The organism is Pseudomonas grandcourensis, from assembly GCF_039909015.1.
GTDB classification, from domain to species: Bacteria; Pseudomonadota; Gammaproteobacteria; order Pseudomonadales; family Pseudomonadaceae; genus Aquipseudomonas; species Aquipseudomonas grandcourensis.
Map to the genome: position 1 here is coordinate 6,730,281 of NZ_CP150919.1, position 12,556 is coordinate 6,742,836.

The 12,556-nt window shown below is 61.5% G+C and carries 9 protein-coding genes; 4 read left to right on the top strand and 5 right to left on the bottom strand.

All coding sequences use genetic code 11. The annotated features are described in order from the left end of the window. Positions 1 to 2 precede the first annotated feature (2 nt). From AABM52_RS30390 to AABM52_RS30410, 5 genes are all read right to left on the bottom strand, one after another. Entirely contained in the window at positions 3 to 2,120 is a 2,118-nt protein-coding gene (locus tag AABM52_RS30390) for a hypothetical protein (RefSeq protein WP_347909830.1), read from the bottom strand. After that, the gene (locus AABM52_RS30395) at positions 2,107 to 3,303 is read right to left on the bottom strand and encodes a DUF3142 domain-containing protein (RefSeq protein WP_347909831.1); all 1,197 of its coding nucleotides are present in this window, start codon (positions 3,301 to 3,303) and stop codon (positions 2,107 to 2,109) included. The genes AABM52_RS30390 and AABM52_RS30395 overlap by 14 nt, the downstream gene beginning before the upstream one ends. A gap of 109 nt (positions 3,304 to 3,412) precedes the next feature. Further along, positions 3,413 to 5,443, bottom strand: a complete 2,031-nt coding sequence (locus AABM52_RS30400) for a pyridoxamine 5'-phosphate oxidase family protein (RefSeq protein ID WP_347909832.1) — start codon at positions 5,441 to 5,443, stop codon at positions 3,413 to 3,415. Between the two features lie 63 nt (positions 5,444 to 5,506). Continuing rightward, on the bottom strand, positions 5,507 to 6,133 hold the full coding sequence (locus AABM52_RS30405; protein ID WP_347909833.1) for a glutathione S-transferase: 627 nt from the start codon (positions 6,131 to 6,133) through the stop codon (positions 5,507 to 5,509). 120 nt (positions 6,134 to 6,253) lie between these two features. Continuing rightward, a complete protein-coding gene (locus AABM52_RS30410) occupies positions 6,254 to 7,156 on the bottom strand; it encodes a LysR family transcriptional regulator (protein WP_347909834.1) in 903 nt (300 codons plus the stop codon). Between the two features lie 559 nt (positions 7,157 to 7,715). Here AABM52_RS30410 and AABM52_RS30415 point away from each other — a divergent pair. Genes AABM52_RS30415 through AABM52_RS30430 form a run of 4 tightly spaced genes read left to right on the top strand, consistent with a single transcriptional unit; the run spans position 7,716 to position 12,525 of the window. Further along, positions 7,716 to 8,873, top strand: a complete 1,158-nt coding sequence (locus tag AABM52_RS30415; protein ID WP_347909835.1) for an AI-2E family transporter — start codon at positions 7,716 to 7,718, stop codon at positions 8,871 to 8,873. A gap of 14 nt (positions 8,874 to 8,887) precedes the next feature. Next, the gene (locus AABM52_RS30420) at positions 8,888 to 10,399 is read left to right on the top strand and encodes a TolC family protein (protein ID WP_347909836.1); all 1,512 of its coding nucleotides are present in this window, start codon (positions 8,888 to 8,890) and stop codon (positions 10,397 to 10,399) included. Next, entirely contained in the window at positions 10,392 to 11,510 is a 1,119-nt protein-coding gene (locus AABM52_RS30425; protein WP_347909837.1) for an HlyD family secretion protein, read from the top strand. Before AABM52_RS30420 ends, AABM52_RS30425 begins: the two co-directional genes overlap by 8 nt. Then, positions 11,500 to 12,525: a DUF2955 domain-containing protein gene (locus AABM52_RS30430; protein ID WP_347909838.1), complete on the top strand. Its 1,026-nt coding sequence runs from the start codon at positions 11,500 to 11,502 to the stop codon at positions 12,523 to 12,525. Before AABM52_RS30425 ends, AABM52_RS30430 begins: the two co-directional genes overlap by 11 nt. Positions 12,526 to 12,556 lie beyond the last annotated feature (31 nt).

The window sequence follows — 12,556 nt, forward strand, 5'->3', positions numbered from 1 at the left end:
CCTCACTGCGCCTTGCGGCGGCGACGTTTGAACATCAATAGCGCGGCTGCCGCGAACGCCACTACGCTACCGATCTGTAGCGGCGTCTTGTACGGTCGCAAGGCCGAACGCGCAGCGTCGGTGACTTGGGTCACGTAGCGTTTGTCGGCGTTCTCGAAGTCGGGGTACGGGCACTGGTGGCCGAAATCGGCGGCCCATTCCACGTAAGGCCCTTCTTTGACATAACGCTGATAAATCGCACTTTGCTCCTCGAGGCTGCTGTTCCACCCCGACGCCTCGCACAGCACCGCCGCAAACGCCTGACTGGTGTGAGGCAAGTTATCCGCCGCCTTGCTCGCCAGCGCCGTGGCCACGAAACGATAGTGATAACGCTGATCTGGCTGGGCAGCGCTGGCCTGCTGACGCTTCACTTCGTCCTCGGCCACCAATGGACCGACTTTGAGCTCGTCGTTTGCCAGGGTGAAGTTACCGCCGAAGGTGGCGTAATCCGGCGCCATCTCGTAGCCCAAGATGTCCATGCCCCACTCGCGTGCCGTCCAGGCCGCATTGAACAGCGCAGCGGCGCGACGGGTCGGCCACCAGGCTGAATCAGCCGCCAGACGTTGTTCGCCATACAATCTCGCCTTGTGCCGCAAGCCGTCATTATCGAAGTACGCCGGCGCTTGCTCGTAATGCCCCTCGCGCAACAAACGCCGCCCAAGCAGATTGCGCAGGCTCGCCGCCACCGGCAAGGGCACGTAGTTGTCGCGGTCCTGCTGGCTGAGCGGCGGCGGTGCCGGCACTTGCGTGTCGACGTAGTGCTTGAGTTCTTCGAGGGTCAACACGCGCTCGGCAACAGTGGCGGCGTCGAACCAGTAAATGCTTTGGCTGCGATACAGCTGATCGAAGGCTTGCAGGTATTCCCCGCGTTGCAGAGCCAGGATCGCGCTTTCACCCTCGACCCGGCATTTGGGCTGAAGCGTTTCGTAATCGTAGTCCGGGGTCCGTCGCTCGCCCCAGGACTCATTCTGCGGGAAAGCCTGGGCCGCTTTGGCATAGGCTGCGGCAGCCGCACTCTTATCGCCCTCGCGCACCGCCAGTTTTGCCCGCAACCACCAGGCCAACCCACCATCGCCGGCATGTTCGAGGAAAGCCTTGGCGCTGGCGTAATCACCCTGTTGATAATTCATCGCCGCCAGGCGGTCGGCGTTTTCGAGACTGCCACGGGTACTGTTTTGCAGCAGCTTGATCATTTTCTGTTCGTTGGGCGGTTGATCGCCGAACGACCAACCCAATCGGCTGATCAGCGATGCGGTCACCAATTGCTGTACGGGCTGGCCCTTGAGCAACTCGGCCACTTGATCATCCGGCAGGGTCATCAGGTCCGCCATCAGCAACTTCAGCGAGGTGTAGCCCACCGCGGAGCCGTGCAGATTTTGCGTGGCGTACAACTCGATGGCGCGATTCCAGTCGCCGGCGGCGCGCACCACCCGGGCTTCTTCGCCGAGGCTGGCGACACCCAGTTCCAGTGGATCGCTGAAGCCGTCGATGCTCAGTTGCCGGGCTTGCTCGAAGGCCTTGGCGGATTGCTCGAGCAGACCAGGGGCTGCGTTGGCTTCGGCGCTCATGGCGAACAACGCGCGACCCAACGAGTAAGCCGCCCAGGTGCTGTGCGAAGCCCGTTGCTCAGCAGGCAGGGCCAGCACCTTCTTGAAATACCCGGCGGCCAGGGCAGGATCACCCGCGACAAATGCCACAGCACCGGCCAGGTACAACCTGAGCTCAGGCGGCAGTTGGGCCCCTTCGGTTTCAACCTGACGGGCATCGGTCAGGCTGCGAAGGTGTTTCACCAACACTTGTTGCTCGGCGGAAAGTCCGGCTTGCTCGGCCTGATCCCGCAGCGCTACTGGGTCAGTTTCATCCGCATAGTTGGCGCCAGCGGTGACATTCTTCAAGCCTTTGATGGCGTGGCCGAGGCGGCTGATTTCGAAGCTGAAGTTACCTTCCGGTAGTTCCGCCAGCGACTGGCCTCGGTTATCCAACAGGCGCATGGGGAAGTCCGGGCCGCAGGCCAACGCCGAACCCAGCGGCAGGCTGAGGCTCAGGCAAAGCAGATGACGCGGCCAGTTACGGGTGAACATTCGAACCTCCTTGATCAATGTGTGCGCAGCGAGCCCAACCAATGGCACGCTGCCCGCCGGCCGGTATTCGGCCATCGCGCAGGCGGGTGAAGGTAAGCAGATCCGGACGCTGTTGCAACGCGTAACCGGCCAAGGCATCGGCCCCCTCACAACCGCTGACAGCCAGTGTCAGGCGTTCGGGCCAGGCGCGGTCGAGGTTGCCCTGGTTGCTGATGCCGATGTCATAGAGGCCATTGTCGGCCGAGAGTTTCAGGTTCAATTGACTGTCGAGCACATCACCGCGCGCCACGGCACGCAAGGTGGTCAGGCTCCAGGCACGACGGTCGTTGGCCAATGGCAGGCGAAACCAGATCAGGCCCGCCAGATGTTTCGGTGGATCGGCACGCAACTCGGTACCGAGGGTGCGTAACGACTGCGGATCGGCAAGTAATTCACGGCGCAGGCCTTCACGCTCCACCGTGACTTCGCTTTCCACAACAGGCGCGCCGTCCGCCGACGGCAGCAACGCCACGCCATAAGCCGGCAGCGCCAGATAGAAAGGTTTCGTCGTGACGCCGCTCCAGGCCTTCGCCCATTGCCGGGCCTGATCGGCATCGAATAAGCCACGACGCGGATCGCTCACCGCGTGCACCTGCAACACGCTGCTGTCGACTGTGGATAACAGCGCCGGCAGTTCACGACTGTCGAGCCAGGACGGCAATGCGGTGATGCTCAGCGGCAGCGACGTCGGCAACGCTCCGCGCAACTGCGCGAGAAATTGGCGGTAGGCCGGTAGCCGAGCGTTTCCGGCGTCGTGGTCGATCTCCACACCGGCGAGGTTCAACCCCTGCCCCTGCCAGTCGCTGATCACCTGCCGGACTTGCGCCGTAACCTCATCCTGATCCAGCGCCTTGAGCTGCCCATCCAGGCGAATCACCGCAATCACCGGCCGGCCATCACGCTTGACCAGTGCCGGGTCAATCCGGGCCCGACTCCAGCCGGCGTTGGGGAAAGCCTGCAAGGCCAGCACTCGCAACGTCGAAAAATCGGCGCGGCTGTCCCGGAGGGCGGCGTCGTGGGCTGGCGTCCACTGCCGCTGCCAGACGTAAAGCTGTTGATCCAGCGGCGGAGCATCCTGTCTTTCGCAACCGGTGGTGAGCGCCAGCGCCATCAGCAAGACCATCGAGCGAGTAAAAAAAACCATTGAAACGCCTGTTCCTGAAATGCAGAAAGGGCCTGTGCGGCCCTTTTTCGTTCTGCTCACTACCCTACCCAGCCATCGACCGGCGGGCAATGTTCGCCTGCAATGATCGTCAGATATCGAGTACCAACGGCTGCGCCCCCTGCGCCGGAATCGCACAACAAATCAGCACCTGTCCGTCATCCGGCACCTCCGCTGGCGGCAGTGGGTAATGCACCTGACCGCTGATCAGGCGTGTGCTGCAGGTGCCGCAAGAACCGCCGCGACAACTGAATTCCGGACGCAGGCCACGGCTTTCCGCCAACTCCAGCAAGCTACCGCCGTCTGGCTGCCAGCGCGCCTCCTTGGCCGAACGCTGGAACACCACGGGCACGGACGTGGTGGCGGCTGGCGGTTGCTCGATCACCACCGCATCGGGGTCCGGTCGCCGGCGCAAGGTGGACGGGCCGAAGGTTTCGGCGTGAATCCGCGAATCGCGAATGTCCAACTCGCGCAAGCCGTCGTACAGCGACTGGGTAAAACTCCCGGGACCACAGACGACAAAATCCAGCTGTTCGTAGTCCTCGACTGTCAGCAGATCCTTGAGCAGCGCGACGTCGATCCGTCCACTGAGGTCGAAATCCTCTCCTTGTATTGCCTCGGCTTCCGGTTGGCTGAGCAACCGCACCACCCGCACCGCGTCCCCGGCATCCTCGAGCAAGCGATCCAGCTCCTGGCGAAACGGCTGGTCGGCCAGCGTGCGCGAACTCTGGATGAACCATGTCGGCCGGATACGGCGGGTGCGCAATCCCTGGTAAACCACCTCCCGCAGCATCGACAACAGCGGCGTGATGCCGACCCCGGCCGCCAGCAACACCAAAGGCCGACGCTCATGGGGCGCTACGGTGAAATGTCCTTGCGGCGCCCGCGCTTCCAACAGGTCGCCGACACGAATCTGCTCATGCAAATGCGTAGACACCTGCCCGTCACGCTTCACGCTGATGCGGAAAAAGTCATCGGACGGCGCGCTCGATAGGCTGTACGTGCGAATGTGCACATCGCCGTCAATGTTGAAGCGCAGGGGCAAATGCTGCCCGGCCTGGAACAGTGGCAACCCGGCCCCATCGGCGGGCTCCAGGTAAATCGAGCGAATGCTGTGGCTTTGCGCTTCAATCCGCACCACCCGTAACGGCCGCCATTGATCGCCCAAGGCCTTGGCTTGCAAACGCGCCTTGGCCTGCTCCCATGTGCCGGTGAGCAAACTGGTCGGTGAAACACCGTCGAAGCGCCAGCGCAACGCCAGGGCGGCCGGGCGACGTACCACCTGCTCGACATCGATTGTCCACAGGCGCTCGGCCCCCTGGAACGCCTCGACCTGAGGGCCTTCCAGGATGATTTCGGTGCGCCCGCTGAGCTGCAGCAAATCACCGGTATTGAAATCGATGAACAACAACCCGGCCCGGGGATTGAGCAGCAGGTTGCCCAAGGTGTTGAAATGCAGGTTGCCGGCGAAGTCCGGAATGGTCAGGCGATTGCCTTCCACCTGTACGAAACCGGCCTGACCGCCGCGGTGCGACACATCCACCGAACGTTCACCGTCGACATCCACATAACTGGCAACGAAGAACGTGTCCGCCTCGGCGATCATGGCTTTGGCCGCGTCATCCAGTTCGTTGAAATGCCGGGCGGCACGCGTCGAGGGATCGACCAGCGGCACCGAGCGAAACTGGCGCAACTGTATGTACTGCGGGCAATTGCCGAAGGACTGATCCACCGTCACCGCGAAACCGTCCGAGGACATGGCGCGGACATGCCCATTGATGCGGTTGCGGCGGCGGGTGTGCAACTCGATGCCCAACAGACCGATGGCCGAACCGTCGCTCAACTGCGCGGGATCATCAAAGGCCGGAAGGCTGCGAAATTGCAGCAAGCCAGGTTCTGGCGAGTGTGCGAAACCGGGCTGGCCTTCGAGGATGCTGGCCCAGGGATGACCGTCGGCATCCACCGCTGCGTACAGCATGAACGGCAATTGCTGATAGAAGGTGCGGTGCTGGTCCGGCATCTCGCTGCGAATCACTTTACGACCGAACACCTCCATTCGTTCGGCAACGCCCACATGCGCCTGCAGTTGTTTCTCGCCGGCATGCCAGGGTGAACGGTCCATACGGCTGCTCCCTTGCGCCTCTGGCGCAGAACGGGGCGGCCCGGTGTTGCCGGGCCGCCAGCATCAAGCGGTTTTTTGCAGACCGGCGACGGTGCGCGGCATGCCGACAAAACCCGGCAAGGCTTCGATACGGGCCAGCCAGGCGCGAATGTTGGCGTACTCGTCCAGCGACACATTGCCCTCGGGCGCGTGGGCGATGTAGCTGTAGGCGGCGACGTCGGCAATCGTCGGTTCAGTGCCGGCCAGGTAAGGCGTGTTGGCCAGTTCTTGATCGATCACTTTGAGCACGGTATGGGCGTAGGCAATCACTTCCGCAGCGTTGTAAGGCGCGCCAAACACAGTGATCAATCTTGCCCGGGCAGGGCCGAAGGCAATCGGACCGGCAGCCGTCGACAACCAGCGCTGGACCTTGGCGGCCCCTACCGGATCAGCCGGCAGCCAGCGACCGTTGCCGTACTTTTGCGCCAGATAAACCAGAATCGCGTTGGAATCGGCCAACACCACGCCCTGGTCATCGATCACCGGCACCTGACCGAATGCATTGAGCGCCAGAAACGCCGGTTGCTTGTGTTCGCCCTTGGCGAGGTCAACGAAGATCAATTCGGTCGGCAATTTCAGCAGGGACAGCATCAACTCGACCCGATGAGCATGGCCGGAACGGGGGAAGTTGTAGAGTTTGATCGCTTGCATGGTCGACACCTCGGGGTGAGTGGTGCTGTTCAGGAGTGAGATGGGTCGTATCTTCTACTCACATCCAAAACAACAGAATCACCAGCCAACGCAATCCATTATTTCAGCGGGTGAAATAATTCAACGCGTGAGTGCCGGATGCTCGCGCAGGGTTTTCACCGCGAAATCGACAAAACTGCGCACCCGGGCCGGCGCTTTGCGCCCGCCCTGATAGACCACATGGATAGGCAACGGCGGCAGCTCGAAGTCGGCCAGAATGATTTCCAGCTCGCCGGCGGCCACCTTGCTCGCCACTTGATAAGACAGTACCCGCGTGAATCCCAACCCCAGACTGGCTGCCGTGATGGCCGCCTGATTCGCAGTCACCACCAGTCGCGGCTCGGTCCGCACACTCAAGGTTTCGCCGTCTTCAATGAATGGCCAACTCCTGAGTTGGCCGATAGCCGAAGTCGCGATAATCGGCGCCTGGGCCAGTTCCCGGGGATGCCTGGGCCGACCATGGCTGGCCAGAAACTGTGGTGAAGCGCAAATCACCCGACGCACTTCGCCCACGCGGATCGCATGCTGGTTGCTGTCGGGGAGTTCGCCGATGCGGATGGCCACATCGACGCCCTCCTCGACCACGCTCACCACCCGGTCCACCAGCAGCGCGTTGATGCAGACCTCGGGGAATTGCGTCAGATAATTCACCATCAACGGCGTGACAAACAGCTCGCCAAACAAGACCGGTGCGGTGATGGTCAGTTGCCCACGGGGATGGATATGGCTACCCGCTGCCGAATCCTCGGCTTCCTGCACCTCGGCGAGAATTCTCCGACAGTCCTCCAGATATCGCTGGCCGGCCTCGCTCAAATACACGCTGCGTGTCGTACGCGTGAGCAGTTGTGTGCCAATTCGCTTCTCCAGCGCCGCGACCGCTCGGGTGACGCTGGCCGCTGACAGACCCAACCCCCGCGCCGCCGCCGAAAAACCCTGCTCTTTGGCGACAGCAGCGAAGACCTGCATTTCCTGGAAGCGGTCCATGGGCCAGTCCTCATTTCAGATAGATAAATCGCAACCAAAGACCGAAATTTTAATCGCAAATGTTCAACACCATAGTTGGACGCGCGACCATCAGGTAGATCAATGGGCTACTGCACTCTAGCGTCTGCACGGTAAAAACCAAGCGTGTCACAAACCTTAATTATTGATAATTAATGAGGATTATTTTCTTGCGACGGGTGCGACTGTTGGTAATTATCCTGATCAGCCCGTTGCAATGGCTAATGCCCGAATAGCCACTGGTTCAGATTCCAAACCGTTTCAGGCAAGGGCTCGCAGCGGACTCCATCAACTACAGCAGAATTCCAGCCTGTATAAACAGGCGGAATATACGACTGCTCCTATACTACAGACCACCCTGTTACCTATTGGGTTTTTGGTAGGTACCTCGTTGAAGTTTTCTCTACTTAAAGTAAGGCGTTATGGGTTTTTAACGCTTGGACGGCTGTCCGTCGATCTTGCTTTATGGATTCACTAAGTAGGGGGAGAGTTGAACTTCAATGGCCTGGCTAACCTGTGTGAGACAGCAAGGAGTTCGACAATGTTGCGCACTAACATTTCCGCTAGAGCACTGTCCGGTGGTTTGCTCGACGTACTGATTCGCGCCGGGCTGATAACGGTGCTGGTACTGTTCTGCTTCCAGATCTTCCACCCCTTCCTCAACCTGATGCTCTGGGCAATGATTCTGGCCATCACCCTGTATCCACTGCATGGGCTCATCAAGCGCAAGCTGGTCAACAAGGACGGTCGTGCCGCCACCCTGATCGTGGTGGTCTCCCTGGCATTGCTGATGGTGCCGATCTACCTGCTTGGCACCTCGATCAGTGAATCGATCCAGGGCACCCTGGCGGTCCTCAAGTCCGATACGCTGCAGATTCCGCTCCCCAGCGAAAAAATCGCTTCCCTGCCACTCATTGGCAAGCCGCTCTACGGCTACTGGATGCAAGCCGCCACCGACATGAGCAGCGTGGTGATGAAGGTGATGCCCTATATCAAGTCCGTCGGCCTGACCTTGTTGGGCAAAATGGCCGACGTCGGCGTGGGCTTTCTATTGTTCATCGGCGCCCTGATCATTGCCGGCGTGCTCATGGCCTATGGCGAAAACGGCGAAAGAAGTGCCCTGGCCATCACCTCGCGTCTTTCCGGACCAGAGCGCGGCCCACGCATCACCGAACTCTGCACTGCAACCATCCGCGCGGTCGCCCAAGGCGTGGTGGGTATCGCGTTCATTCAGATGTTGCTGGTCGGTGTGGGCTTCGTGCTCATGGGCGTCCCCGGTGCCGGGCTGCTGGCCATGGTGGCGCTGTTGATGGGGATCATGCAATTGCCGGTGTTGCTGGTGACCATCCCGGTAATCGCCTATGTCTTCGCCACCGACGGCACTACCTTGGGCACCGTCGTGTTTGGCATCTACAGCCTGATCGCCGGGATGGCCGACAACGTCCTCAAGCCGTTGATGCTGGGTCGTGGCGTCGATGTCCCGATGCCGGTGATTCTGATTGGCGCTTTGGGCGGCATGGTGAGCGGTGGCTTCATCGGTTTGTTCATCGGCCCGGTTGCGCTGGCGGTGGGCTACCAACTGTTCTGGCAGTGGGTCCAAGACCAACCGACTGTCGAGGCAATGAACGAGACACCCGAGATCGAGGCGGTGAACGAGACACCGAAGATAGAGGCAATGAACGATCAGCGTCCTGTTTGAGGAGTTTGCGCTTGATGCCACGCCCTGCTCGCATCAGCCAGCTTCTGCTCTGTGGCACCGTCGTTCTGGGGGGCTGTGTGCAACTGGGCCCCGACTTCCAGTCACCGGCCCAGCCTTGGGTCGACCACTGGAACAGCCCGGCCCTGGAGATCGCCGGCCAACAACACGCGCAACCTGACAGCCGTCAATGGTGGCGCGTGTTCAACGACCCGGTGCTGGACCATTTGATGGCCGAAGCCGATGCCCACAACCCCGACCTGCACGTCGCTGGCCTGCGGGTCATGGAGTCCCGCGCACAATTGGGCATCGCACTGGCCGGCCGCTACCCGCAATTGCAACAGGCCAGCGCCGACAGCCTGTACCTGAACCGTCGACAGTCGGGCGGCGCCAACCCCCAGGACACGCATTTCTGGCAACACAGCGTCGGCTTCGATATCGGCTGGGAGCTGGATTTCTGGGGGCGTTTCAGTCGTGCCATCGAGTCGGCCGACGCCTCCTGGTTTGCCGCCCAGGCCAACTATGAAAATGCCTTGGTGCTATTGCACGCGCAACTGGCGCAAAACTACTATGCCTTGCGCACCGCCGAGGCGCGCCTGGCCATCGCCCGCAGTAACGCCAAATTACAAAAACGCAGCTACGAGATCACCGAGCGTCTGTTCAACAGCGGGGCCGAAGCCGAACTCGATCTGCAACAAGCCAAGACCCAGTACCTGGGCACCCTGAGCACCATCCCGGATTTCGAGAGCCAGGTGGCGAGCTTGCGCAATGCGCTGTCTACCCTGATCGGCCAGCCACCCGGCTCGATCCCTAACCTCAATCGCAACACCGGGGTAGTGCCACTGCTCGATAACGCGGTCTTGCAGGATGTGCCGGCCAACCTGCTGGTGCGGCGCCCCGATGTCCGTGCTGCCGAGCTGCAAGTGGCGGCGCAGTCGGCGTTGATCGGTGTGGCCGAATCCGACCTGTACCCCTCCATCAGCCTGCTGGGCAGCATCGTCTGGTCCGCCAGCTCGCTCAACGCTGCGCCCAATACCCTCGATTTCGTGGCCGGCCCCAGCCTGCGCTGGGACATCTTCGACCACGGCCGGATCACCAACAACGTTCGTGTGCAGGATGCGCGCTTGCAGCAATTGATCGTTATCTACCAGGACAGCGTGCGCCAGGCGGCGCGTGAAGCCGACGATGCCGCGACCGGCTTGATCAAGGCGCTGGAGCGCGACCAAATCCTCAGTGACGCATCGGTGGCCGCCGAACGTTCGGTGACCTTGGCCAACGCCCAATACCGCGAGGGCTATTCGGATTTCCAGCGTGTTCTGGATGCCCAGCGGGCCCTGTTTGCCCAACAGGATATCTACCTGGTCAACCGTGGCACCGCCGTCAACAGCCTGATCGCCCTGTACAAGGCTCTGGGCGGAGGCTGGTACAGCGACCAGCCGATGGTCGACCCGGCCACCCGCAAACAAATGCAAGAACGGACCGATTGGGGCGATCTGCTCGACGAACCGAAGGAAAGTGCCCATGACTGACAGCCAACAAGCGGTCGACGAGAAAGCCCCGGCACCCGCCGCCGACCCTGCGAAAAAAGCGATCAATTGGGTGGTGCTGCTGATCATCCTGAGCCTGGTCTGGTACCTGATGGCCGACCGTTACACCCCCTACACGCAACAGGCACGGGTGCAGGCCTTCATTGTGCCGGTGGCCGCCGAGGTATCCGGCCGGGTGACCAAGGTGCATGTGCGCAACAACCAGGACGTCAAGGCCGGTGAATTGCTGTTTGAAGTCAACCCGGAGCAGTACCAGATCGCCGTAGATCGTGCCCGCGCCGACCTTGAATCAACCCGTCGCCAGGTGGGCGCCAACACTGCCGGCGTCGACTCCAAGCAAGCGTCCCTGCGTGCATCCCAGGCCAACGAGCTCAAGGCACGCCAGGACATCCAGCGGCTTGAACGCCTGTACAGCGAAGACCCGGGCACCATCTCGCTGCGACGCCTGGAGATATCCCGCGCCACCCTGTCAGAATCCATCAGCCAGGTCGCCGCAGCCAAGGCCGAAGTGCAACGTGCGCGCGAACAACAGGGCGGTAACGAAGGCGAAAACGCCCAGTTGCTCAGCGCCGCCAGCAACCTTGAAAAAGCCGAGCTGGACTTGAGCAATACCAAGGTCCATGCGCGCTCCGCCGGCCTGATCACCGATTTGCGCACCGATGTCGGCCAGTTCGCCGCCGCCGGTGCTCCGGTGATGACTCTGATCGCCATCCACGATGTGTGGATAAGCGCCGACATGACCGAAAACAATCTGGGCAGTGTCCAGCCCGGGACGCCGGTGTCCATCATCCTCGACGCCCACCCGGGCAGAATTTTCAAAGGCCATGTACGTAGCGTCGGCTATGGCGTTGATATCGGCCAGACCACCCAGCCGGGCAGTCTGCCGAAAGTGGAGAACAGTCGCGATTGGCTACGCCCTGCCCAGCGCTTTCCGGTCATCATCGAGTTCGAGCCCGGTGAGTTGACCAGCCCGCAAGGCATCCGGTCCGGCGGGCAGGCCGAAGTCATGGCGTTTCCGAGTGAAAATAACCCGCTGAATATCCTGGGTCGCCTGTTCCTGCGCCTGATGAGCTGGATGTCCTATGCGTATTGAGCGCCCGCCCCGGGTTCAGCGCGCCCTGCGCCTGAGCTTCGGCACGGCGCTGTGCCTGGCGGCGAGCTTCGGCCTGGCCCTGCCCATCCCGTTCCTCTCGCCGATGCTGGCGCTGATGATGCTGGCGGCAATGAACCGACCGTTGCCGTTCAAGGCCAGCCTTGGCCTGATCCTGATCCTTATGCTGACCACCGGGACCGGCCTGCTGCTTATTCCCCTGCTGCGTTACTACCCGTTAAGTGGTGTGCTGCTGGTCGGACTGTGCCTGTTCCTGGCCTTCGGTTACGGCCTGCGCGGCGGCAACCCGCTGGTGGCGACTTTCCTGGTGGTGGGCCTGACCCTGATCAGTTCGGCGGGAACCGCTGAGTTCGCCCTGGCACTTGAGGTGATCGTGGCCCTGATCAAGGGACTGTTCCTGGCCGTCACGACGCTGACCATCAGCCATTGGCTGTTTCCCGACCCCGTCAGCGCCCCCGCGGCCAAACCCGGCCCGAGCCTTACGCCCACCGAAAGCAGCTGGCTGGCGCTACGGGCCACGCTGGTGGTGCTGCCGACTTTCCTGCTGGCCATGATCGACCCGGCCAGCTACCTGCCAATCATCATGAAAGCCGTCAGCCTCGGCCAACAAAGCTGCGCGACCAGCGCCCGCACCGCCGGCCAGGAATTGCTCGGTTCGACCTTGCTCGGTGGCCTGATGGCGATCCTTTTCTGGTGCGCGCTGAGTCTGTTCGTCAACCTGTGGATGTTCTTTCTGTGGATGTTGCTGTTCGGTTTGCTGGCAGCCAGAAAGCTCTATGGCCTGGCGCGAACCCGGCAACCACCGAGTTTCTGGCTCAACAGCCTGGCGACCCTGATCATTCTGCTCGGCCAATCGGTGCAGGACAGTGCCGCGGGCAAGGATGTCTACACCGCATTCGCCATCCGCATGGGCCTGTTCATTCTGGTGACCTTGTACGCCTGTGTGATGGTCCATCTGCTGGACACGCGTCGGCGGCGTCGAATTACGACCGCCTAGAAACAGAAAAACCCCCTGAAGAGGGGATTTT

Bases quoted from the DNA above. Each gene is read 5' to 3' on its own strand.
- AABM52_RS30405 (WP_347909833.1), bottom strand. From the start codon at position 6,133: ATGCAAGCGATCAAACTCTACAACTTCCCCCGTTCCGGCCATGCTCAT.
- AABM52_RS30395 (WP_347909831.1), bottom strand. From the start codon at position 3,303: ATGGTTTTTTTTACTCGCTCGATGGTCTTGCTGATGGCGCTGGCGCTC.
- AABM52_RS30425 (WP_347909837.1), top strand. From the start codon at position 10,392: ATGACTGACAGCCAACAAGCGGTCGACGAGAAAGCCCCGGCACCCGCC.
- AABM52_RS30400 (WP_347909832.1), bottom strand. From the start codon at position 5,443: ATGGACCGTTCACCCTGGCATGCCGGCGAGAAACAACTGCAGGCGCAT.
- AABM52_RS30390 (WP_347909830.1), bottom strand. From the start codon at position 2,120: ATGTTCACCCGTAACTGGCCGCGTCATCTGCTTTGCCTGAGCCTCAGC.
- AABM52_RS30430 (WP_347909838.1), top strand. From the start codon at position 11,500: ATGCGTATTGAGCGCCCGCCCCGGGTTCAGCGCGCCCTGCGCCTGAGC.
- AABM52_RS30410 (WP_347909834.1), bottom strand. From the start codon at position 7,156: ATGGACCGCTTCCAGGAAATGCAGGTCTTCGCTGCTGTCGCCAAAGAG.
- AABM52_RS30415 (WP_347909835.1), top strand. From the start codon at position 7,716: ATGTTGCGCACTAACATTTCCGCTAGAGCACTGTCCGGTGGTTTGCTC.
- AABM52_RS30420 (WP_347909836.1), top strand. From the start codon at position 8,888: ATGCCACGCCCTGCTCGCATCAGCCAGCTTCTGCTCTGTGGCACCGTC.